The 20,775-nt window shown below is 59.2% G+C and carries 23 protein-coding genes; 7 read left to right on the top strand and 16 right to left on the bottom strand.

Translation table 11 applies throughout. The features are described 5' to 3' along the window. Positions 1-107 precede the first annotated feature (107 nt). From AC1Q6Y_RS02790 to AC1Q6Y_RS02770, 5 genes are read right to left on the bottom strand one after another with little or no spacing between them, the layout of a single operon-like run. Positions 108-743, bottom strand: coding sequence for an SCO family protein (locus tag AC1Q6Y_RS02790; RefSeq protein WP_057712605.1), 636 nt, complete (start codon positions 741-743; stop codon positions 108-110). Then, the gene (cyoE, locus tag AC1Q6Y_RS02785; RefSeq protein ID WP_008045805.1) at positions 740-1,639 is read right to left on the bottom strand and encodes a heme o synthase; all 900 of its coding nucleotides are present in this window, start codon (positions 1,637-1,639) and stop codon (positions 740-742) included. Before cyoE ends, AC1Q6Y_RS02790 begins: the two co-directional genes overlap by 4 nt. Further along, complete coding sequence (locus AC1Q6Y_RS02780; RefSeq protein WP_057712606.1) at positions 1,627-2,697, bottom strand: COX15/CtaA family protein; 1,071 nt, start codon at positions 2,695-2,697, stop codon at positions 1,627-1,629. Before AC1Q6Y_RS02780 ends, cyoE begins: the two co-directional genes overlap by 13 nt. 10 nt (positions 2,698-2,707) lie before the next feature. Further along, positions 2,708-3,301, bottom strand: coding sequence for a PA_0111/PP_0108 family redox-active disulfide protein (locus AC1Q6Y_RS02775; RefSeq protein ID WP_090457722.1), 594 nt, complete (start codon positions 3,299-3,301; stop codon positions 2,708-2,710). Then, on the bottom strand, positions 3,267-4,007 hold the full coding sequence (locus tag AC1Q6Y_RS02770; RefSeq protein ID WP_492624005.1) for an SURF1 family protein: 741 nt from the start codon (positions 4,005-4,007) through the stop codon (positions 3,267-3,269). Before AC1Q6Y_RS02770 ends, AC1Q6Y_RS02775 begins: the two co-directional genes overlap by 35 nt. A 71-nt stretch (positions 4,008-4,078) precedes the next feature. On the opposite strand from AC1Q6Y_RS02770, the gene AC1Q6Y_RS02765 reads away from it, so the two are divergent. Beyond that, positions 4,079-4,282: a twin transmembrane helix small protein gene (locus AC1Q6Y_RS02765; protein WP_057712609.1), complete on the top strand. Its 204-nt coding sequence runs from the start codon at positions 4,079-4,081 to the stop codon at positions 4,280-4,282. A gap of 19 nt (positions 4,283-4,301) precedes the next feature. Here AC1Q6Y_RS02765 and AC1Q6Y_RS02760 read toward each other — a convergent pair whose 3' ends face one another. From AC1Q6Y_RS02760 to coxB, 4 genes are all read right to left on the bottom strand, one after another. Further along, positions 4,302-5,189 carry a cytochrome c oxidase subunit 3 gene (locus tag AC1Q6Y_RS02760; RefSeq protein ID WP_057712610.1) on the bottom strand — a complete coding sequence of 296 codons (888 nt, stop codon included), beginning with the start codon at positions 5,187-5,189 and terminating at the stop codon, positions 4,302-4,304. A 25-nt stretch (positions 5,190-5,214) separates the two neighbouring features. After that, entirely contained in the window at positions 5,215-5,766 is a 552-nt protein-coding gene (locus tag AC1Q6Y_RS02755) for a cytochrome c oxidase assembly protein (protein ID WP_056726726.1), read from the bottom strand. Positions 5,767-5,895: 129 nt separating this feature from the next. Beyond that, positions 5,896-7,488, bottom strand: a complete 1,593-nt coding sequence (gene ctaD, locus AC1Q6Y_RS02750) for a cytochrome c oxidase subunit I (RefSeq protein WP_057712611.1) — start codon at positions 7,486-7,488, stop codon at positions 5,896-5,898. Between the two features lie 82 nt (positions 7,489-7,570). Beyond that, a complete protein-coding gene (coxB, locus tag AC1Q6Y_RS02745) occupies positions 7,571-8,698 on the bottom strand; it encodes a cytochrome c oxidase subunit II (RefSeq protein WP_492624004.1) in 1,128 nt (375 codons plus the stop codon). A gap of 369 nt (positions 8,699-9,067) precedes the next feature. On the opposite strand from coxB, the gene AC1Q6Y_RS02740 reads away from it, so the two are divergent. Next, positions 9,068-9,718, top strand: coding sequence for a hypothetical protein (locus tag AC1Q6Y_RS02740; protein WP_057712613.1), 651 nt, complete (start codon positions 9,068-9,070; stop codon positions 9,716-9,718). A gap of 119 nt (positions 9,719-9,837) precedes the next feature. On the opposite strand, the gene AC1Q6Y_RS02735 is transcribed toward AC1Q6Y_RS02740, so the two are convergent. The 3 genes from AC1Q6Y_RS02735 to AC1Q6Y_RS02725 form a co-directional block, all read right to left on the bottom strand. Further along, positions 9,838-11,364 carry a SulP family inorganic anion transporter gene (locus AC1Q6Y_RS02735; RefSeq protein WP_492624003.1) on the bottom strand — a complete coding sequence of 509 codons (1,527 nt, stop codon included), beginning with the start codon at positions 11,362-11,364 and terminating at the stop codon, positions 9,838-9,840. Positions 11,365-11,455: 91 nt separating this feature from the next. Then, positions 11,456-12,187 (bottom strand): carbonic anhydrase, encoded by a 732-nt coding sequence (locus AC1Q6Y_RS02730; RefSeq protein ID WP_008045785.1) that lies wholly within the window; start codon positions 12,185-12,187, stop codon positions 11,456-11,458. 244 nt (positions 12,188-12,431) lie between these two features. Beyond that, the gene (locus tag AC1Q6Y_RS02725; protein ID WP_492624002.1) at positions 12,432-13,490 is read right to left on the bottom strand and encodes a PA0069 family radical SAM protein; all 1,059 of its coding nucleotides are present in this window, start codon (positions 13,488-13,490) and stop codon (positions 12,432-12,434) included. A gap of 224 nt (positions 13,491-13,714) precedes the next feature. Between AC1Q6Y_RS02725 and AC1Q6Y_RS02720 the strand changes: the two genes are divergently transcribed. The 3 genes from AC1Q6Y_RS02720 (at position 13,715) to AC1Q6Y_RS02710 (ending at position 15,405) form a co-directional block, all read left to right on the top strand. Then, entirely contained in the window at positions 13,715-14,017 is a 303-nt protein-coding gene (locus AC1Q6Y_RS02720; RefSeq protein WP_349735885.1) for a hypothetical protein, read from the top strand. 85 nt (positions 14,018-14,102) lie between these two features. Next, on the top strand, positions 14,103-14,651 hold the full coding sequence (locus AC1Q6Y_RS02715; protein WP_492624001.1) for a hypothetical protein: 549 nt from the start codon (positions 14,103-14,105) through the stop codon (positions 14,649-14,651). A 109-nt stretch (positions 14,652-14,760) separates the two neighbouring features. Then, positions 14,761-15,405: a phosphatase domain-containing protein gene (locus tag AC1Q6Y_RS02710; protein ID WP_198530227.1), complete on the top strand. Its 645-nt coding sequence runs from the start codon at positions 14,761-14,763 to the stop codon at positions 15,403-15,405. Positions 15,406-15,446: 41 nt separating this feature from the next. Here the strand turns inward: AC1Q6Y_RS02710 and AC1Q6Y_RS02705 are convergent, their stop codons facing one another. Further along, positions 15,447-15,734, bottom strand: a complete 288-nt coding sequence (locus tag AC1Q6Y_RS02705; RefSeq protein ID WP_057712619.1) for a YheV family putative zinc ribbon protein — start codon at positions 15,732-15,734, stop codon at positions 15,447-15,449. Beyond that, positions 15,731-17,782: an oligopeptidase A gene (gene prlC / locus AC1Q6Y_RS02700; RefSeq protein WP_407515793.1), complete on the bottom strand. Its 2,052-nt coding sequence runs from the start codon at positions 17,780-17,782 to the stop codon at positions 15,731-15,733. Before prlC ends, AC1Q6Y_RS02705 begins: the two co-directional genes overlap by 4 nt. 88 nt (positions 17,783-17,870) lie before the next feature. Between prlC and AC1Q6Y_RS02695 the strand changes: the two genes are divergently transcribed. Then, the gene (locus AC1Q6Y_RS02695) at positions 17,871-18,416 is read left to right on the top strand and encodes a gamma carbonic anhydrase family protein (RefSeq protein WP_407515794.1); all 546 of its coding nucleotides are present in this window, start codon (positions 17,871-17,873) and stop codon (positions 18,414-18,416) included. 25 nt (positions 18,417-18,441) lie between these two features. After that, the gene (locus AC1Q6Y_RS02690) at positions 18,442-19,092 is read left to right on the top strand and encodes an HAD family hydrolase (protein ID WP_407515795.1); all 651 of its coding nucleotides are present in this window, start codon (positions 18,442-18,444) and stop codon (positions 19,090-19,092) included. Positions 19,093-19,216: 124 nt separating this feature from the next. Here AC1Q6Y_RS02690 and AC1Q6Y_RS02685 read toward each other — a convergent pair whose 3' ends face one another. Together AC1Q6Y_RS02685 and AC1Q6Y_RS02680 are read right to left on the bottom strand one after the other, a co-directional pair. Next, positions 19,217-19,840: an ABC-type transport auxiliary lipoprotein family protein gene (locus AC1Q6Y_RS02685; RefSeq protein ID WP_407515796.1), complete on the bottom strand. Its 624-nt coding sequence runs from the start codon at positions 19,838-19,840 to the stop codon at positions 19,217-19,219. Continuing rightward, positions 19,837-20,775, bottom strand: a complete 939-nt coding sequence (locus tag AC1Q6Y_RS02680) for an MlaD family protein (RefSeq protein WP_407515797.1) — start codon at positions 20,773-20,775, stop codon at positions 19,837-19,839. The genes AC1Q6Y_RS02685 and AC1Q6Y_RS02680 overlap by 4 nt, the downstream gene beginning before the upstream one ends.

The following is a 20,775-nucleotide window of genomic DNA, read 5'->3' as shown; positions in this document are numbered from 1 at the left end:
ACCACCCCTTGTAGGAGCGAGTTTGCTCGCGAAGGTGTGTCAGCTGCATAGGTGTCGACTGACACTCCATCGCGAGCAAGCTCGCTCCTACAAGGGTTTTGTGTTGTTTAATTGCGCTTGAGCATCACCGGCAACTGCGCCACCAGCTTCGCATTGTTCAACGGCGCCCGAATGAACCCACGCTGTGTCCCATCCGGCCCGATCACCGCGAGGTTGCCGCTGTGATCAACGGTGTAGTTCGGCTTGCTCGTGTCCGCCGGAATGAACGGAATGCTCACTGCGTTGGCGATCGTTTGCAGTTCATCGGTCGACGCCGGGGTCAGGCCGATGAACTGCGGGTCGAAGTAGCCCAGGTACTGCTTGAGCTGCTTGGGCGTATCGCGGTTCGGGTCGACGCTGACCAGCACAATCTGCAATTTATCCACAGCCTCGGGCGGCAATTCGCTCTTGATCTGCCGCAACTGGGCGAGGGTGGTCGGGCAGATGTCCGGGCAGAAGGTGTAGCCGAAGAACAGCAGGCTCCACTTGCCTTTCAATTCATTGATCGCGACCGGCTGGCCGTCCTGATTGGTCATCATCACGTCCGGCAGATTACGGCTCTGCGGCAGCAAGATGATGCCGGCGTCGATCAGCGCCGTCGGATCGCCCTGGTTTTTCCCGGACAGCACCTTGTTGACGGTCAGGCCCAGGATCAGTGCGACCAGGGCGACAAGTATGAAGACGGTTTTCTGGGTTCGAGTCATAGGTTCAACAATAGGTAGTGGTCTACGAGCAGGGCGATAAACAGCAGGAACAAGTAGTAGATAGAGTACTTGAACGTGTTGATTGCCGCGTGCGGCCGAGTGCCACGGTACAGCACCACGGCCCATTGCAGAAACCGCGCGCCCAACCCGAGCGCGCAGACCAGGTAGAGCGTGCCGCTCATGTGGATCACATAAGGCATCAGGCTGACGGCAAGCAATGCGAAGGTATAAAGCAGGATGTGAATCTTGGTGTAGTGCTCGCCATGGGTGACCGGCAACATCGGGATGTCGGCCTTGGCGTATTCCTCCTTGCGATGGATCGCCAGCGCCCAGAAGTGCGGCGGGGTCCAGGCGAAGATGATCAGCACCAGCAGCAGCGGTTCGGCGCTGACGTGACCGGTGGCGGCGGTCCAGCCAAGCAATGGCGGCGCGGCACCGGCCAGACCACCGATGACGATGTTCTGCGGGGTCGCGCGCTTGAGGAATCCGGTGTAGACCACCGCGTAGCCGAGCAACGAGGCGAGGGTCAGCCACGCGGTCAGCGGGTTGGTGAACGCCAGCAGCATGGCTTGCCCGAGGACCGCCAATACCAGCGCGAACGTCAGCGCGGCGGTCGGCGAAACCCGGCCTTCGGCGAGCGGCCGTTTGTGGGTGCGCGCCATCACCGCGTCGATGCGCCGGTCCACCACATGATTGACCGCCGCCGCGCCACCGGCACACAAAGCGATGCCCAGGTTGCCGAAAATCAGCACCGTCCACGGCACCCCGGCGCGGGTCGCGAGGAACATCCCCACCAGCGAAGTGATGAGCATCAGCACCACGACTTTGGGCTTGGTCAGTTCCAGGTAGTCACGCCAGATCGCCTGACTGGGACGTTCGCCGATCAGAATCGCCATGGCATTTCTCCTTTTATTGTTATGGGCCCGGCTGAGTGTTTACGTGGGCTGAAGTGCCAGCGCGCTTGCTTGACCCGGACCAGACTGGTTCGGGCGTGGTAATTGACCAGCACCATGGTCAGCAACAGCGCCGCGCCGCCCGCGTTATGCGCGACGGCCACCGGCAGCGGCAGATGGAACAACACGTTGCTGATGCCCAGGGTGATTTGTGCGCCGAGTGCGATCAGCACCAGGCCTGCCAGGCGCGTCATGCCAACCGCCTTCAGTTGCCAGGCCAGACCGAGCAATACCAGGGTGACCAGTAACGCGCCGATGCGATGAGTCAGGTGAATGGCCGTACGGGCATCGCTGTCCAGTTGCCCGCCGAGGTAGTTCGGGCCGATGTGCTGGGTCAGGTGAAAGCCGTTGGCGAAGTCCGCCGCTGGCAACCACTGGCCGTGACAGGTCGGAAAGTCGATGCAGGCCACGGCGGCGTAATTGGAACTGACCCAGCCCCCGAGGGCGATTTGCCCGATCACCAGCAACAGCCCTGCCGTCGCCCAGTGCTGCAAACGTCGTGGCACGGTCAGCGCCGGCAGTACGCCGGACAGGCGCAAGGTCAGCAGAAACAACAGGCTCAAGGTCGCGAAGCCGCCCAGCAAATGCCCGGTGACCACCTGCGGCCAGAGCTTGAGCGTTACCGTCCACATGCCGAACGCGGCCTGGCCAACAACCACCGCCAACAGGAACAACGGCAGCTTCACCGGCTGTCCGGGATGGCGGCGATGCACCCACGCACGACCCGCCAACACCGCGATTAACAGCCCCAGCGTGCCGGCGGAGTAGCGGTGGATCATCTCGTTCCAGCCCTTATGGGCCTCGACCGGAGCGTCCGGGAAATGCAATTCGGCATGGGCCAGTTGGGCTTCGCTTTTCGGCACGCTGATGAAGCCATAGCAGCCGGGCCAGTCCGGGCAGCCGAGGCCGGCGTGGGTCAGGCGCGTGTAGGCGCCGAGCAACACCACAATCAGTGCCAGCAAGGTGGCAAACAACGCGAGGCGAAATCCAGGCTTGGCCATGACGATGCCCTTATCCGATGTTCGACAGTTTCAGCAGGTGGCGCAGATCGTTGAGCAAGTCCTTGCCCTTCACCGACGGGTCGTAGCGCAGCACCAGATTGCCGTGGGGGTCGATGATCCACAGGTGCGGCACGTCATTGCTCTGAGCGCCTTTTGTGTAGGCAGGCAAGTCCAGTGAATAACGTTGCAACTGCGGGTACTCGCGTTGAAGTTTAGTCTCGTAATCGCTGTTCAGCGTCTGCGCGGTGGCCAATGCATGGCTGGCGCGGGACGCATCGCGGCCCAGGCCGATCTGGATTTGCCGCGCCAGATACACCAGTTGCTGGCAGTCCACCGCGCAATCCTTGGGCGCGGTCACCAGTATCTGCCAACGCTCTTCCTGGGCCTGCACGCCGATGTCCGCGCGGGTCTGACCGTTGCCGATCAGTTCGCCGTGATAACTGCGGCCCTCGGGCACCCAGAAATTCAGCTTGTACATGCCGGTGGCAAGGATCATCGGACCGATCACCCCGAGCAGGATCAGCAGCAGTTGCATACGGCCCTTGCGCCGGTTCACCAACGGTTTCGCCTCAGACATGCTGGGTGGATTCATGGCCGCTCCCATGGTGTTTCTCCTTTGCGTTGTGCCAGCCGAGATAGAGATAAAGACCGAACAGGACGATCGCCATGGCGAACCACTGCACGGCATAAGCGATGTGTTTTTCCGGGCCCATGGCGACTACGGGCCAGTTGGCCTGGTAGATGGCGGGTCCGGTTTCGGCACGTAGTTCGTAGGCAAAGCCTTCGCGATTCAGTGCTGTCCAGAGCTTGTCTGGCTCAACGGCCGTAATCAGCTTCGGCCATGTCAACGTTGTGGGATCTGCGTGCAATTGGAACGTCGCCCCAGGGGAGACGTAGACCCACGCGTCGAGGCTTACCGCCTCGGTGGGTGTCTTGAATTGCGGTGGTGTGCGGCGCTCCGGCCAAGGCAACCAGCCGCGATTGACCAGCAGCCAAAGCCCGGTGGCCTGATCGTGAAAGGGTTGTAACAGCTCGACGCCAACCCTGCCGTTGCGTTGACTGTTATCCAGCAGCAGGCTGTGTTCGGCATCGAACCGGCCGTACAGGTGAACCCGACGGAAGGCCGGGTCTGTCGTGTGTTGCAGTTCGGTGCTGGCCATCGGCTCGGCGGCCCGCCGCTCGGTGTAGCTTTGCAGCAGCGCGCTTTTCTCCGCGCCCCGACTCAACTGCCAGAACCCCAGGGACACCAGTAGCGGCAGCAGCAGCGCCACCACCAGCGTTGGCACGATACCTGGCCGAAAGCACTTCATGGCATTGCCAGAAAATCGGTCATCGCGATAGCTATACTCAAGTACATCGCTTGTCCCCCCGGAGTCTCACCATGCTCAAAGCAGCCATCGTCCTGATGCTGATTGCCACGGTTGTCAGCCTGTTCAGCGGCCTGTTTTTTCTGGTCAAGGACGACAGCCGCTCAAACCGCCTCGTCATTGCCTTGAGTGTTCGTGTGACCCTGGCCGCCCTTACCCTTGGCTTGATTGCCTGGGGCTTTTTCAGCGGCCAGTTGGTTTCCAATGCCCCTTGGTAACACGCTCCTACAAGCGGCTTTAAAGCACATAGACGAAAACAAACAGCCCGATCCACACCACATCCACGAAGTGCCAGTACCAGGTCGCCGCTTCGAAACCGAACTGGTGCTCGTTGTCGAAGTGCCCGCGCATGATCCGCATCAGCATCACGAACAGGATGATGGTGCCGATGGTGACGTGGGCGCCGTGGAACCCGGTGAGCATGAAGAAGGTCGCGCCGTAGATGCCCGAGCCCAGGGTCAGGCCCAGTTCGCGGTAGGCGTGCATGTACTCTTCGGCCTGGAAGATGAGGAACGCACTGCCGAGCAATACAGTGAGCGCCAGCCAGAGTTTCAGTGCGCCGCGATGGCCCTTTTTCAAGGCATGGTGGGCGATGGTCACGGTCACGCTGGAACTGACCAGCAACACGGTATTGAGCAGCGGCAGGCCCCAGGGGCTAATGACTTCCTTGGGCGGCGGAAACAGTTTCGAGTCGGGGTTGCTCAGCAACGGCCAGGTGAACTGGAAGTTCGGCCACAGCATGTGCGCCATGCCTTTGGCGCCTTCACCACCGAGCGCCGGTCCGGAGATTTGACGCACATAAAACAGCGCGCCAAAAAAGGCGATGAAGAACATCACCTCCGAGAAAATGAACCAGCTCATGCCCCAGCGGAACGAGCGATCCATCTGTGCGCTGTACAAGCCGCCGCGACTTTCCTTGATCACCGTGCCGAACCAGCCAAACAGCATGTAGGCCAGCAACAGCCCGCCGACGAAAAAGATTAGCGGCCCGTGGGATTCCGGACGCGCTGCTTTCAGATCATTGAACCAGGTGGCCAGGCCAAACACCGTGACGAACATCCCGACCGTGGCGATGATCGGCCATTTGCTCTGGGCCGGGACGTAATAATGTTCATGAGTTGCCATTTATTGTTCTCCTTATCGGGCACGCTCAGCCGCCAGTGTTTACAGCTACCGGTGGATGTCGGGCGGTGATATCGAACAGCGTGTAGGACAGCGTCAGGTGCTTCACATCCTTGGGCATATCACGGTCAACGATGAAACGTACCGGCATCTCGATCCGCTGACCGGGCTGCAGCACTTGCTGGGTAAAGCAGAAACATTCGGTCTTGTGGAAGTACGCCGCCGCATTGCTGGGCGCGATGCTCGGCACGGCTTGGGCGCTCATCGGTTTATCGGTGGGGTTGTGGGCGATGAAGATCATCTCGTTCACCGCCCCCGGGTTCGCGGTCAATTCGTCATGTTTGGGGTAAAAGTCCCACGGCATGTCGGCGGTGTTGGTCGACAGAAACTGCACGCGCACCTGCCGCGAGGTGTCGACCGTTTGCTCACCCTCGTACTGCCCGCCGGTCTTGCCATTAATGCCGAAGGCCTTGCACATCACGTCGTAGATCGGCACCAGGGCAAAGCCGAACACAAACATTGCCACCACCACGGTCAGCAGGCGCGTGACCAGTTTCTTCATCGAAATCGAGTCAGCCATGATTTCCGCACAACCCTGCAGGAGCGAGCTTGCTCGCGAAAAACTTGAGAGCGCCGTGGTGTGTCAGGCTTCCAGCGTCATCGTTGACGACCATCGCGAGCAAGCTCGCTCCTACAAGGGCCACAGTGTTCATTTCACTTCCGGCGGCGTGGTGAAGGTGTGATACGGCGCCGGCGACGGGATGCTCCACTCCAGACCTTCAGCCCCATCCCACGGCTTGGCCGGTGCCGGCGCGCCGCCTCGAATGGTCTTGATCACGATGAACAGGAAGAAGATCTGCGTGGCGCCGAACATGAATGCGCCGATCGACGACACCATGTTGAAGTCGGCGAACTGCAGGTTGTAGTCCGGAATCCGTCGTGGCATGCCCGCCAGCCCCACAAAGTGCATCGGGAAGAAGGCCAGGTTCATGCCGATGAACGACAGCCAGAAATGCAGCTTGCCGAGGGTTTCGTCGTACATGTGGCCGGTCCATTTCGGCAGCCAGTAGTAGGCCGAGGCGAAGATCCCGAAGATCGCCCCCGGCACCAGCACGTAATGGAAGTGCGCGACCACGAAGTAGGTGTCCTGGTACTGGAAGTCCGCCGGGGCGATGGCCAGCATCAACCCGGAGAAACCGCCGATGGAGAACAGGATCACGAACGCCACGGCAAACAGCATCGGCGTCTCGAACGTCAGCGAGCCCTGCCACATGGTGCTGGCCCAGTTGAACACCTTCACGCCCGTCGGCACCGCAATCAGCAACGTGGCGTACATGAAGAACAACTCGCCCACCAGCGGAATGCCGACCACGAACATGTGGTGCGCCCAGACGATGAACGACAGGAACGCGATACTCGCCGTGGCGTAGACCATCGAGGTGTAGCCGAACAGTGGCTTGCGCGAAAAGGCCGGAATGATCGAGCTGACGGCGCCGAAGGCCGGCAGGATCATGATGTACACCTCGGGGTGACCGAAGAACCAGAACACATGCTGGAACAGCACCGGGTCTCCGCCACCGGCGGCACTGAAGAAGCTGGTGCCGAAGTGGATGTCCATCAGCATCATCGTCACGCAACCGGCCAGTACCGGCATCACCGCAATCAGCAGGAACGCGGTGATCAGCCAGGTCCAGACGAACAACGGCATTTTCATCAGCGTCATGCCGGGGGCGCGCAGGTTGAGGATGGTGGCGATCACGTTGATCGCGCCCATGATCGAACTGATCCCCATCAAGTGGATGGCGAAAATGAAGAAGGTCACGCTTTCCGGCGCGTAGGTCGTCGACAGCGGCGCATAGAACGTCCAGCCGAAGTTCGGCCCGCCACCGGCAGTGAACAGGGTCGACACCAGCATCAGGAACGCCGCCGGCAACAACCAGAAGCTGAAGTTGTTCATGCGCGGCAGAGCCATGTCCGGCGCGCCGATCATCAGCGGGATCATCCAGTTGGCGAGGCCGACGAAGGCCGGCATCACCGCACCGAAGACCATCACCAGACCGTGCATGGTGGTCATCTGGTTGAAAAATTCCGGCTGGACGATCTGCAGCCCCGGCTGGAACAGCTCGGCGCGAATCACCATCGCGAACGAACCGCCAAGCAGGAACATGGAGAACGCAAACCACAGGTACAACGTACCGATGTCCTTGTGGTTGGTGGTCAGCACCCAGCGCATCAGGCCTTTTGCGGGGCCATGGGCGTGGTCGGTGGCGGTATGAACATGCTCATCGATTACAGCAGTCATGTCCTGTCTCCTGCAAACAGATGGACTGGGCAGGCCGGGGTGCGTAGCCCCGACCGGTTCCTTACGTGCGCAATAGACCGGGTCATTTGCTTTCCGCCTGTTTCAGCTCCAGCACTTCTTTAGGCGTGACCATGTCGCCCTTGTTGTTGCCCCAGGCGTTACGTTCATAGGTCACGACCGCCGCGATATCGACCTCCGAGAGTTGCTTGCCGAATGCGGCCATGGAAGTGCCAGGCTTGCCGTGGAAAACAATGCTCAGGTGAGCGTCTTTCGGTCCGGTGGCGATTTTCGAGCCCTTGAGTGCCGGGAACATCGGCGGCAGACCCTGGCCTTCGGCCTGGTGACAGGCCACGCAGGTGGTGTGATAGACCTTGTCGCCGCGTTCCTTGAGCTCCTCGAGCGTCCATTCCTTGCTGGTCAGCTCTTTGAGCTGCGCGGCCTCGGCCTTGCGATCGGCCAGCCATTTTTCGTAATCGGGCTTTTCCTTGACCTCGACCACGGTCGGCATGAAGCCGTGATCCTTGCCGCACAACTCGGCGCACTGGCCACGGTAGATGCCGGGCTTGTCGATACGGGTCCAGGCTTCATTGACGAACCCGGGAATCGCATCGCGCTTGACCGCGAAAGCCGGCACCCACCAGGAGTGGATCACGTCGGCGGAGGTCACAAGGAAGCGCACCTTGGCACCGACTGGCAGCACCAATGGCTTGTCGACTTCGAGCAGATAGTGCTCGCCCTTGGCTTCCTTGTTGTTGATCTGATCCTGGGGGGTGGTCAGGTTGCTGAAAAACTCGACGTCCTGGCCCAGGTATTTGTAGTGCCACTTCCACTGGTAACCGGTGATCTGGATGTCGATATCCGGCTCACTGGCGTCGTACATCTTGATCAGGGTCGCGGTAGCGGGAACCGCCATGGCCACCAGGATCAGGAAGGGCACGATGGTCCAGAGGATTTCGACGGTGGTGCTTTCATGAAATTTGGCGGCCACCTGCCCGGTCGAGCGGCGGTGGAGAATCATCGACCAGAACATGGCACCAAATACGATGATGCCGATCACCACACAGATCCAGAAAATGATCATGTGCAGGTCGAATACTGCGTGACTGATTTCAGTCGCTCCAGGCGCCATATTCACAGTCCAGGCCGCTTGCGCCTGACTGAAAATCGACCACAACAGGAGGCCCATCCAGACATGTGGATGTCGCATCATTGCGGGTTCCCCTTATCGTTCTTGTTATCCCGCCGGCTTTCACCTGCGGCAAGGGAGCGGCTGCATCAGACTACGAACTTGAGCACCGGGCCTTGCTGCATATGCAGTCGGGCGTCATCAGCTAACTCCATTCCACCCCGAGTATAGACAGCGACTCTCACCTCGCAATGCGAAGGCGTAAATGATCTGAAACAGCATTAACTTGCGTTGCAGGGCACGAATGGAGAAGGATGCAGACGAGTGGTGGCAAATCGATATAACGGGACCGTCTCAAGGATGAAATAATTATGACAAATGCGTCTTAGCATTTTTCGTAAGCCAGCTAAGTTATGTCTTCCCTATTTCATTGCCTTGTTTCCTGGAGTTTTCATGAACACCGCCGCATTGCGCGAGCAGATCCAAACAGCCCAACAACACGAAGCCGAGACCGGTCTGCTGACGCGTCAACTGGAAAGCAAACTGGCTCATCTGCACCCGGCGATCCAATTGCCGGAGGCCGATACCAAAGGCGTACTGACGCGATTTGTCGCCGCCTACATCGAAGAAGTGCCTGATCTGCTGGATGCAGCCAATGAAGTCGCCAGGGAAGCGGGCATTGAGTCACAGATCAAACCGGTGCTGAAAATCGCCGAGCAGTACTTCCTCCAGCCGCCAGCCATCATGGCCGGCCATGCCGGGCTCGACAGTCTGCTGGATGAAGCCTATCTGGCGCATCGGTTTGTCGAAGAGGTCAACGACCTGTACATCAAGCATCTTGGCCAGCCACTGATCCCCTTGGACATGACTGTCGCCAACCTGATTGCTCACCAATTGATCGGTGAGACGTTCGCCAACCAACTGGACGAAGTGGTGCATCACGCCATCGACGAGATGCTCAACGACGAAACCTTCGCACTGGAGTCCGTGGAAGCCTACCGCGAGAAGCTCAACAGCCCGGACACCGGCGCCGCGTGGAAACGCTGGCCGTGCATGTCCCGCCGTTTGGGCGTAGGCCTGGAACTGGATCAACCGGCGGCTTGATTCACCGGTAAACACAATCCCCTGTGGGAGCGAGCTTGCTCGCGATGAGGCTATATCATTCAACATCAAAGTTGACTGATCTACCGCCATCGCGAGCAAGCTCGCTCCCACATCGGGCCTCAGCCAGCCGCACCTATGCCCGTGTTGGTACGAACCCTGCCTTCAAGTCTGCGCTTCAGCCCCCGCGATTCAATCAACAGCTTCGAACCCTTGGCCGCATTCGCCCGGCCCCACTCCTCCAGAAGCTCCAGACACGAGTGATCGATGTAGCTCAGGTTGTTAAGCGGCACATGCACCGTCGCGCCTGGTGGAATACTACCCAGCACCTGGGTCAGCGCCGGCACTTTGAGGAAGGTCGCCGCGCCCACCAGGCGCAATTCCATTTCCCCTTCCTGAGGCAGGTCGATCAGGCTGATTTTCAACCGCGAAGCTTTCAGCGCCAGTTTCACCAGCGTCAGGCCGAAGCCAATCAATACGCCAGTCAGCAGGTCCGTGAAAACGATGGCGAGCGCGGTTGCCGCATAGGTGAACATCGGCGCCCGACCATACCGGCCCAAACCACGGAATACCTTGAGATCCACCAGCTTGAAACCGGTGTACACCAGCACGCCCGCCAGGCTCGCCACCGGAATGCTTTGCAGCACGCTGGACAGCAACAGTACGAACGCCAACAACCACAGGCCGTGGAAAATGGTCGAAAACCGCGTGGTTGCGCCAGCCTGAACATTCGCCGAACTGCGTACGATAACGCCGGTCATCGGCAACGCTCCAAGCAGGCCACACAGCATGTTGCCGATACCTTGCGCCGACAATTCCCGGTCGAAGTCCGAGCGCTGGCCACTGTGCATGCGATCAACCGCGGCGGCTGAGAGCAAGGTTTCGGCGCTCGCGATGAAAGCCACGGCAAACGCCGCGATCAGCAAGGTCGGATCAGCCAGGTTGAGCAGATCCGCTGGCTTGAGCCAGTCGATGGCCTCCATCAGGTTGGCCGGAACCTCAACCCGTTTGACCTGCAACGCCAGCATCAGGCTGGCAAGCGTGGCCAGACCGACGCCAAGTAGCGCGCCAGGAACGAAGCGCAGGGATTGCGGACGGAATTTATCCCACAGCCACATGACGGCGATTGTCGACAAACCGAGCAACCCGGCTTGCCAGCCAAACGTGGGCAACGCCAGAGACAGCGCCGCCGGGAAGGCCGCCAGGTTATCCAGACCCGAAGGTTTGGGCACTGCATCCAGCATCACATGCACCTGAGACAGGATGATCAGCACGCCAATCCCGGCCAGCATGCCGTACACCACCGCGGGTGCCGTCACTCGAAACCAGCAGCCCAGCTTCAATCGGCCAGCCACCAGTTGCAGCAAACCCGCCAACAACAGTATCGGCCCGAGCATGGCGATGCCGTGCTGGCGGACCAACTCGAATACCAGAACGGCCAGGCCCGCCGCCGGGCCGCTGACTTGCAGTGGCGAACCGGCCAACCAGCCGACCACCAGACCACCGATGATGCCGGTGATCAGGCCTTTGGCCGGCGGCAGCCCCGAAGCAATCGCGATGCCCATGCACAGAGGCAGGGCGACCAAAAACACAACCACCGAAGCCAGCAGCTCCCGTGGCAGAACAGCTTTGAGTCGAGCAGCACGCATGGTGAGTCTCCCGAAATTTTTCTTCAGGCATGGCAAAGCCAGGCTGCCTGAACGGCAGCCTCGGCTGAACCACACAACGATTTAGGAGGATTTAGAAGCGCGCTTTGGGCGTCGCCACGGGAATTGGCAGGCTGCCATTGAGCGGCAGGAAACAGCCTTGATCTGCGTCGTACGCTTTGATTTCGCTGGTTTCGATGTTGTAGACCCAGCCGTGAATAAATAGCTGACCGTTGGCCATGCGCGAAGCCACCGACGGATGGGTGCGCAGATGCTGCAACTGGGCGATCACATTCTCTTCAGTGAGGATGTGCATGCTTTCGCTTTCGCTGGAGCAGTTGCAGTTCTCTTGCACCATGGTTTTGGCCACTTCGGCATGACGCAGCCAGGCTTTGACCGTGGGCATTTTTTCCAGACTGTCCGGGTTGAGTACCGCGCGCATGGCGCCGCAGTCGGAATGCCCGCAAATGATAATGTGATGCACCCCAAGAGCCAGTACGGCGTACTCGATGGCCGTGGAAACACCACCGTTCATTTGCCCGTAAGGCGGCACGACGTTGCCGACGTTACGGGTCACGAACAGGTCGCCGGGGGAGCTCTGGGTAATCAACTCGGGAACGATGCGCGAATCGGCGCAGGCGATGAACATCGCTCGTGGCCGCTGGGCCGTGGCGAGTTTCTTGAAGAGCTCTTCCTGTTGAGGAAAGATCTCATGATGAAAATGCAAAAAGCCGTCAACGATATGCTGCAACGCTGCATCGGCGGTTTCGGCCTCGGGTTGGGCTGAAGCCGACGCAGCCAACGGCTGTTTATCCTTGTCACTCATCAATTCATCCTCATTGGCGGGCTCAGGGAGTCATCCCGTGTGGTCCGGTGTGAAGCCAGTGGCTGGTTAAAAAACATCCAGGCCAAACATCTCGACCCATCAGTCACTCGATGAACAAGGTAGCGGCCGAATCTTAATTGAAACTGAATAAAACGCTCTAGAATGCGCGTTACAGGTCACAAAAAACGTGACCAGCCTAAGACGCGAGCGCGATCTTCAGTACTCAACCATAGGCCAATTGTCCTCAAATCAATGACATTTGGCGACCGGGCGGACAAAAGGCATTGCAGTCCAGGTCAAAGCTTTCCCGGCGATTGAGCCCCAGGCGCTTGATGGCTTTGGCAAAACGCTGTGCCAGCAGGTCGGCGAAGGGACCTTCGCCGCGCATTCGAGCACCAAAGCGGCTGTCGTAGAGTTCACCGCCACGGCTCTGGCGAATCAGGCTCAGCACATGCGCCGCCCGTTGCGGATAGTGGGCGCCCAGCCATTCTTCGAACAGCGGCGCCACTTCCAGCGGCAGACGCAGCATCATGTAGGCAGCGCTTTGTGCTCCGGCGTCGTGAGCCTCGGCGAGCAGGCTTTCGAGTTCGCTGTCGTTGATCATCGGAATCATCGGTGAACACAGGACGCCCACCGGAATGCCCGCCTCGCGCATGACCCTGATCGCCCGCAACCGGGCCTTGGGCGCTGCGGCGCGGGGTTCAAGGATGCGTTTGAGATCGTCGTCCAGGGTGGTCAGGCTGATCATCACCGCCACCAGGTTTTGCTGTGCAAGTTCGGTCAGCAGGTCCAAATCGCGAAGGATCAGCGAGCCTTTGGTGACGATGGTCACGGGATGACGATATCGCAGCAGTACTTCGAGGGTTTGCCGGGTGATCCTGTACTCACGCTCGATCGGCTGATAGGGGTCGGTGTTGGAGCCGAGGTTGATCGGCGCACATTGATAGCCGCGTTTGGACAGCTGTTGCTCCAGCACATCCACAGCGTTGGTCTTGGCGATCAGCTTTGTCTCGAAATCCAGCCCGGGCGACATGTCCCAATAGGCATGGCTTGGCCGCGCGTAGCAGTAGATGCAGCCATGCTCGCAACCGCGATAGGGATTGATCGATCGATCGAAGGGCAAGTCCGGCGACGTGTTGCGGGTAATGATGGTTTTCGCCGTTTCAATGCTCACCTCGGTGCCCTGGGTGAGCGGTACTTCCTGATACCAGCCGTCGTCCTCAACCACCGAATGGCTGGGGGCAAAGCGGTTGTGCGGGTTGGTTGCGGTGCCGCGGCCGCGGGGAGGCAGAGAGCTAACCATCAGCGGACTCCTTGATCTGTATATCCATACAGTAACCGACTCACTGCCTGTCGACCAGTACCGCTCAGCCCTTCATCTGACAAAGGGGCATCATGATGCTTACTTGTTCATTGATAATCAGAAAACTCAGGAAACATATAGTCAGTGGTTAGATTCAATACCCAACCGTATATTCAACCCAACAGGCAATACCCTCAACAGCAATCAAATAAAAGGATTTATTAATGTCTTTCTTTAATCAGCGCGGTATTTTCCTTCAACTCATGCGACCAAATCCTTCGGAACCCAACACCTTGGTTTCTTTGCAACTGGCTCGCAAAGAGTTGAGTTGGGATGCGGAAAATGAAATGCAAGTTGAAAAGCTGGTCGACTCAACTTACTACACCGCCACTTCCACCGACCTTGGCAACTCTTTCAGCATCCGGACCGTGGGCAAGGATGTCGATGGAGACGGGACCATCGATGCCGACGACAAAGCCAAGTTACAGGCGCTGGCAAAGGCTTATGCCAGTATCGTCAATCCCTGAGCCCTGACTTTCCGATCACTGGAAAGTGCTATTGCCGAATGCATGCGGGCTCCCGCATGCATTCCAGACAGCCTGGAGGATAAAAATGTCAATGCTCATAAAAACCGGTGTTTATCTACAACAAATAGAAACGACGAAAGATGTACAGGTAATTATCAAGCTAATAAGGGCAGGCGAGTATCCGAACAAAACAATGGAGCAATTCGCTGATATTCTCGCAGGCGCTCCCTCAGTGACACTCCATATAAAAGACGAAGGCAAGACTTCAAAGCTCGATTTTGATCCTTGGTCCGATATCAATGTCACTCCAGACAATAGCATCGACGAAAAGGACATTGCCGCCCTTACACAACTTGCACTCGCTTTTTATCATCAACAAATAATTGCCCCAGAGGGCATAGCGTACCTTTATCGTCTTTCCGCTGAATCACCCGAGCTTCGAGTAGACGTTGAGGAATTTGAAATTGACGAAGATGATCATCAACTGTATAGCCTCGGTGTGTACGAAACTAAATCTGCAAATGCCGGCTCGTCTTTTGAAGGTCGCAAGCGCAACCCTTTAACTGGACAGGTGTTTAACTATGGGGTCGGACTGAACGAGCTGCTCAAATCCTTCATCAAACTGAAACTATAACCTGAGCGCGGACTTCACGATTCTTTGACAGTCAGCTCACAGGCCTTTGACCGTGCATGGCTGATCCTTGCCACCATCTTCCCGTCCCTTTCTGAACGGTCGCTCAAGCATGCTTTTTCCACGTTTTTTATCTGCAATATGCTTGTCGCTGGTTGTGCTCGCTAACCTGACACCGGCACTTGCTGACGACAGTGTGATGCAGCGTCCAGCAGACTGGGCTCAACAGATAGAGAAGCAATACAACCTCTTCCAGATGTCGCCGACGCTCTATCGCAGCGCCTTGCCGGACAAGGGCGCGGTGCCGCTGCTGGAGAAACTCAAGGTGGGTACTGTGATCAATTTCCTGCCCGAAGCAGACTCCAGTTGGTTGTCCGCGCCAGGCATCACGCAAGTACAACTGCCTTATCGCACCAACCATGTGGATGACGCCGATGTGCTCAAGGCCTTGCGCGCCATTCGGTCCGCCGAAGCCAAAGGCCCGGTGCTGATGCACTGCAAACACGGTTCCGACCGTACCGGCCTGATGGCCGCCATGTACCGGGCTGTCATCCAGGGCTGGACCAAGGAGGAGGCCCTGAACGAAATGACCCAGGGCGGTTTTGGCGACAGCACCCACTTCAAGGACGGAATTCGCTACATGATGCAGGCCGACGTGGAAAAACTGCGCACGGCCCTGGCCAATGGCGATTGCAGCACCAGCCCGTTCGCTGCGTGTTCAATGAAGAGCTGGTTCAAGTCCGCTCACATCGAATAAAAAAAGCCCCCGTTGCATTGCGCAACGGGGGCTTTTTTCACTCAGTTTTGTTCGTCAGGCTTTTTCTTCAGCTTCGGATTCGGGAAGAACTGAACCGGCTGAACCTTGGTGTCGGCAGGTTTGGGGGCGCTGGTGTTCACCCGCGTACCCAACTCCTTGGGCACCGACAGCCCTTGCTCATTGAGTGTGTCGGAGTAACCGCAGGCCACGCACTCTCGGTGCGGGACCTGGTCTTCATTCCACATCATCAATTTGTCCGGCTCGCTGCATGCCGGGCAGACCGCCCCGGCGATAAAGCGTTTTTTCGTAATCACAGGTCCCTCACTCATGCTGCCGCGCCCTCACTCAGGCCGCTGTGGCGCAAGAGTGCGTCAATTGATGGCTCACGACCACGGAAGTCGACGAACAGCACCATCGGCTCCTGGGAGCCGCCACGGGCCAGGATTGCTTCGCGGAACGCACGACCGGTGTCGGCGTTGAGCACGCCTTCTTCTTCGAACTTCGAGAACGCATCGGCCGACAGCACTTCAGCCCACTTATAGCTGTAGTAACCCGCGGCGTAACCGCCAGCGAAGATGTGCGCAAAACTGTTGGGGAAGCGGTTGTAGGCCGGCGGACGCATCACCGAAACCTCGTCACGCACGCCTTCAAGCACTTGCAGCACGCTGCGGCCGTCGCCATGGGTGGCGTGCAGTTCGAAGTCGAACAGCGAGAACTCCAGTTGGCGCACCATCATCAGGCCGGACTGGAAGTTTTTCGCCGCAAGCATCTTCCCAAGCAGGTCCTGAGGCAGCGGTTCGCCGGTTTCATAATGACCGGAAATCAGCGCCAGGCCTTCCGGCTCCCAGCACCAGTTTTCCATGAACTGGCTCGGCAGCTCGACCGCATCCCAAGCCACGCCGTTGATGCCGGACACGCCAGCATGCTCGACGCGGGTCAACAGGTGATGCAGGCCGTGACCGAACTCGTGGAACAGGGTGGTGACTTCGTCGTGGGTCAGCAGCGCAGGCTTGCCGCTGTCGGCCGGGGTGAAGTTGCACACCAGGTTGGCCACCGGGCTTTGCAATACACCGCCAGCGGTGCGACGACGGTCGCGGGCGCCATCCATCCAGGCGCCGCCACGCTTGTTGGCGCGAGCATAGAGGTCGAAGAAGAAGCGGCCGACGTGCTGGCCGTTTTCCTTGATTTCAAACAGACGGACATCCGGGTGCCAGGTGTCGAAGCCTTTCTGCTCGGCAATCTCGATGCCGTACAGGCGCTGGACGATGGCGAACAGACCGCTGAGCACCTTGTCGATCGGGAAGTAGGCGCGCAGGGCTTCCTGGGCGACGCTGTAACGCTGTTCACGGAGTTTTTCGCCGTAGAAACCGCTGTCCCAGCTTTGCAGATCCGGGCAGCCCTGTTCGGCGGCATAAGCCTTGAGCTGTTCCAGATCCTGGGCAGCGAACGGTTTGCTGCGCTTGGCCAGGTCGCGCAGGAAACTCAGCACCTGATCGCTGGACTCGGCCATTTTAGTCGCCAGGCTCAACTCGGAGAAACTGCTGAACCCCAAGAGTTTTGCCAGTTCCTGACGCAGGTCGAGGATTTCTTCCATGACCGGGCCGTTGTCGTTCTGGCCGGCATTCGGCCCCTGGTCCGACGCCCGGGTGCAGTACGCGGCGTAGACTTCTTCACGCAGCGCGCGGTCCTGGGCGTAGGTCATCACCGCGTAATAGCTCGGGAATTCCAGGGTGATCAGCCAGCCGTCCAGATCCTTGGCCTGAGCCGCGGCGGCCATTTGCGCTTTGGCCGAATCGGTCAGGCCGGCGAGGGCGGCCTCATCGGTGATGTGCTTGGTCCAGGCCTGAGTGGCATCGAGCAACTGGTTGGAAAAACGGCTGCCCAATTCGGACAGCTTGCTCTGCACTTCGGCGTAACGCTTTTGTTCGGCTTCCGGCAGGTCGATACCCGACAGACGGAAGTCACGCAGGGAGTGTTCCAGGATAGTTTTCTGCGCCACGTCGAAACCGGCGGCCTCCGGGCTGCTGGCCAGGGCTTCGAAAGCCTGGAACAGTTCGCGGTTCTGACCCATTTCAGTGGAATAGGCGCTCAAGGCCGGCAGGCACGACTCGTAGGCTTCACGCAGTTCGGCGCTGTTGCACACGGCATTGAGGTGGCTGACCGGGCTCCAGGCGGCGCCCAGACGGTCGTTGAGTTCGTCCATCGCCAGCACCAGGCCTGCCCACGTTGGCTGTTTGACCTGGGTCTTGAGGATCTCGACGATAGCGGCACGGTTGTCAGCCAGGATCTGTTCAATGGCCGGTTGTACGTGTTCGACGCGGATGGCGGAGAACGGCGGCAGGTCATAGGACTGCAAAAGAGGGTTGTTCACGCTCACGGTTGATACCTTGGCTGGAGAAACATGCAGCCATCTTAATTACAATCGACGTTCACCGCAGCTATCAGCAACAGAGAGAAACCCTATCGTGAACCTTCGCAAGTATCAGAACCACACGCCGCTGCTGGGTAAAGGCGCTTTTGTCGACGGCTCGGCAGTGGTGATCGGCGACGTTGAAATCGGCGAAGACAGCTCGGTCTGGCCGCTGACAGTGATCCGTGGCGACATGCATCGAATCCGCATCGGCGCGCGCACCAGCGTGCAGGATGGCTGCGTGTTGCACATCACCCACGCCGGGCCGTTCAACCCGGATGGCTTCCCGCTGCTGATCGGCGATGACGTGACCATCGCCCACAAGGTCATGCTGCATGGCTGTTCGGTGGGCAGCCGGGTGTTGATCGGCATGGGCAGCATCGTCATGGACGGTGCGGTGGTCGACGATGAGGTGATCATCGGTGCCGGCAGCCTAGTGCCGCCGGGCAAGCATCTGCAAAGCGGCTTCCTGTATGTGGGCAGCCCGGTGAAGCAGATCCGCCCGCTGAATGACAAGGAACGCACGTTTTTCACCTACAGCGCGGCGAACTACGTGAAGCTCAAGGACCTGCATCTGGCCGAAGGCTACGACCAGCTTTGACCCGGCCCCTTATTCAGGATTCGACATGCATTACCAAACCGTTTTGTTCGACCTCGATGGCACCCTGACCGACCCACGTGAGGGCATTACTCGTTCGATCCAGTTCGCCCTGAGCAAACTGGGTATCGATGAGCCGGACCTGGCCAGACTCGAACACTTCATCGGCCCGCCGTTGTTGCAGGCATTCATGCAGTTCTACGACTTCGATGAAGCCAAGGCCTGGGAAGCGGTGAATTTCTACCGCGAGCGCTTCAAGGTCACCGGCCTCTACGAAAACCGGGTGTTCGATGGTGTCACGCCACTACTGGAAACCCTGAGCGGGCAAGGCCGACAGCTGTACATCGCGACCTCGAAACCGTGGGTGTTCGCCCGGGAAATCGCCCGGCATTTCGATTTTGCCAAACACTTCAAGGTGATTTACGGCAGCGAACTGGACGGCACCCGGACCAACAAGGTCGAGCTGATCGCTCACCTGATGGCCGAAGAAAACCTGGACCCGGCCAACACTTTGATGATCGGCGACCGCAAGCACGACCTGATCGGCGCGCGCAGCAATAGCCTGGACGCGGCGGCGGTAGGTTACGGGTTCGGCAGCCATGAAGAGTTGAGCGCCGAAGCGCCGGCGTATCACTTTGAGACGCTGGAAGAGTTGCATCAGGCGTTTTTGCCGAGCTGATCAGGCCGACACAAGTCAACTGTGGGAGCGAGCTTGCTCGCGATAGCGGTGTGTCAGGCACATTGATTGTGAAGGTGCCTCAGTCATCGCGAGCAAGCTCGCTCCCACAGGACTGCGCAAGTCCTCAAGGTCTGGGCGGCGGGGCGAGTTTCTGTCCTTGCTCAACCGCCCAGTTCACCACCTGCGCGGTCAACTGATCGTTCGCCTGACCAAACCCCGCCACCACCGCCGGGACTTGCACATTGCTCAACGGCTGGCGCACTTCAAAGCGGCGGCTGGCGAGGATGCGCTGGTCGTAACTGCGCACCAGCAATGCATCCAGACGCACGACAGCGCTGGCATTCGTGCCTTGGTATTGAGTCTGGAACGCCTGCAGGCTGCCGCCCAATTCAAGATCGGTCTGGAAAATGCTGTCATCGGTGCTCAGCAGCGGCACCCGCCCGTCATGCTGGAAACCTTCCAGCAGGCGATTGCGCACCAGCACCGGCGCCGGGTCGCTCCAGCGTGAACCCTTGTAGTGGCTGATCACATCGCCCTGGGGAATTACGGCAATGTTCGGACTGTTCAACGCTTCGCTGGACTGGAATTTGCTCAGGCGCAGCGACCAGCGCTGCGGCGTGCCATGGCTGGCCGATGCGCTCTGGGCCGACGGCAATCGATAGACCTCGAAGGGCTCGGGCTTGGGCAGGATCGAGCACGAACTGATCAATGTGAAGCCAGCGAGGAGGGCAATCCGAATCAGCTTCATGGCGTAAATTCCTTGGTCTTGTCACTGCCCAGCAGGTAACCGCTGGGGTTGGCTTCCAGGCGTGTGGTGATGGTGCGCAACGAACTCAGGGTTTCGCGCATCTCACGGACCGCCGGGCCCAGGCCATTAAGGCCTTGCATGCCGCTGTTGAGCGAATCCTGATTGGTGGTGATCAGTTTGTTGAGGGTGGCGCTGCTCTCCTGCAGCGACTTCATCGCCTGCTCGGCACTGCCCAGCGCTTCCTTGCCATGCTCGTTGAGCAGCCCGTTGGCATTGCGCATCAACGCCGTCGTCTGCTCCAGCATGGTGTTGGCCTGCTTACCCACCGAGGCCAGTTGCTGCATGGTCTGGCGGATATCGCCGCGCTGATCGGCAATGGCCCCGGTGGTTTGCTCCAGGTGCTCCAGGGTGTTGCTGATGCGCTCGATGTTTTCCGTGGAGAACATCAGATTGGCGTTATGCATCAGCGTACTCACCCCGGCCATCAGGTCTTCGCTGTCGTTGAGCAGCCGGGCGATGGGCGAGGGCGAGGCGACGATGGTCGGCAGGTTACCGTCCTTGCCCTTGAGCGTCGGACTCTGTGGTGTGCCGCCGCTGAGTTGGATGATCGAAGTCCCGGTGACGCCGGTCAGGGCCAGTTTGGCCTGGGTGTCCTCCTTGACCGGGGTATCGCCGGCCAAGCGAATTCGCGCCAGCACCCGGCGCGGGTCTTTCGGGTCCAGGCGCAGCGAGATCACGTCGCCGACCTTGATCCCGCTGTACTGTACCGAACTACCTTGGGACAAACCGCTGACCGCCTCGTTGAACACGACTTCGTAGTCCTTGAACTCGGTGTCGACACTGGACTTGGCCAGCCACAGGCCGAACAGCAGCGCGGCCGTCACCACAATCACGGTGAACAGGCCGATCAATACATGATGGGCTCGGGTTTCCAT

The organism is Pseudomonas sp. GW823-FHT06E10, assembly GCF_058794995.1.
Note: the sequence above shows the minus strand (reverse complement) of the source record. Positions and strands in the feature narration are given on the sequence as shown.

What these genes read in the sequence shown, in the direction of transcription:
- AC1Q6Y_RS02790 (WP_057712605.1), bottom strand. Translation starts at nt 743, where the DNA reads ATGACTCGAACCCAGAAAACCGTCTTCATACTTGTCGCCCTGGTCGCA.
- cyoE (WP_008045805.1), bottom strand. Translation starts at nt 1,639, where the DNA reads ATGGCGATTCTGATCGGCGAACGTCCCAGTCAGGCGATCTGGCGTGAC.
- AC1Q6Y_RS02780 (WP_057712606.1), bottom strand. Translation starts at nt 2,697, where the DNA reads ATGGCCAAGCCTGGATTTCGCCTCGCGTTGTTTGCCACCTTGCTGGCA.
- AC1Q6Y_RS02775 (WP_090457722.1), bottom strand. Translation starts at nt 3,301, where the DNA reads ATGGGAGCGGCCATGAATCCACCCAGCATGTCTGAGGCGAAACCGTTG.
- AC1Q6Y_RS02770 (WP_492624005.1), bottom strand. Translation starts at nt 4,007, where the DNA reads ATGAAGTGCTTTCGGCCAGGTATCGTGCCAACGCTGGTGGTGGCGCTG.
- AC1Q6Y_RS02765 (WP_057712609.1), top strand. Translation starts at nt 4,079, where the DNA reads ATGCTCAAAGCAGCCATCGTCCTGATGCTGATTGCCACGGTTGTCAGC.
- AC1Q6Y_RS02760 (WP_057712610.1), bottom strand. Translation starts at nt 5,189, where the DNA reads ATGGCAACTCATGAACATTATTACGTCCCGGCCCAGAGCAAATGGCCG.
- AC1Q6Y_RS02755 (WP_056726726.1), bottom strand. Translation starts at nt 5,766, where the DNA reads ATGGCTGACTCGATTTCGATGAAGAAACTGGTCACGCGCCTGCTGACC.
- ctaD (WP_057712611.1), bottom strand. Translation starts at nt 7,488, where the DNA reads ATGACTGCTGTAATCGATGAGCATGTTCATACCGCCACCGACCACGCC.
- coxB (WP_492624004.1), bottom strand. Translation starts at nt 8,698, where the DNA reads ATGATGCGACATCCACATGTCTGGATGGGCCTCCTGTTGTGGTCGATT.
- AC1Q6Y_RS02740 (WP_057712613.1), top strand. Translation starts at nt 9,068, where the DNA reads ATGAACACCGCCGCATTGCGCGAGCAGATCCAAACAGCCCAACAACAC.
- AC1Q6Y_RS02735 (WP_492624003.1), bottom strand. Translation starts at nt 11,364, where the DNA reads ATGCGTGCTGCTCGACTCAAAGCTGTTCTGCCACGGGAGCTGCTGGCT.
- AC1Q6Y_RS02730 (WP_008045785.1), bottom strand. Translation starts at nt 12,187, where the DNA reads ATGAGTGACAAGGATAAACAGCCGTTGGCTGCGTCGGCTTCAGCCCAA.
- AC1Q6Y_RS02725 (WP_492624002.1), bottom strand. Translation starts at nt 13,490, where the DNA reads ATGGTTAGCTCTCTGCCTCCCCGCGGCCGCGGCACCGCAACCAACCCG.
- AC1Q6Y_RS02720 (WP_349735885.1), top strand. Translation starts at nt 13,715, where the DNA reads ATGTCTTTCTTTAATCAGCGCGGTATTTTCCTTCAACTCATGCGACCA.
- AC1Q6Y_RS02715 (WP_492624001.1), top strand. Translation starts at nt 14,103, where the DNA reads ATGTCAATGCTCATAAAAACCGGTGTTTATCTACAACAAATAGAAACG.
- AC1Q6Y_RS02710 (WP_198530227.1), top strand. Translation starts at nt 14,761, where the DNA reads ATGCTTTTTCCACGTTTTTTATCTGCAATATGCTTGTCGCTGGTTGTG.
- AC1Q6Y_RS02705 (WP_057712619.1), bottom strand. Translation starts at nt 15,734, where the DNA reads ATGAGTGAGGGACCTGTGATTACGAAAAAACGCTTTATCGCCGGGGCG.
- AC1Q6Y_RS02690 (WP_407515795.1), top strand. Translation starts at nt 18,442, where the DNA reads ATGCATTACCAAACCGTTTTGTTCGACCTCGATGGCACCCTGACCGAC.
- AC1Q6Y_RS02685 (WP_407515796.1), bottom strand. Translation starts at nt 19,840, where the DNA reads ATGAAGCTGATTCGGATTGCCCTCCTCGCTGGCTTCACATTGATCAGT.
- AC1Q6Y_RS02680 (WP_407515797.1), bottom strand. Translation starts at nt 20,775, where the DNA reads ATGGAAACCCGAGCCCATCATGTATTGATCGGCCTGTTCACCGTGATT.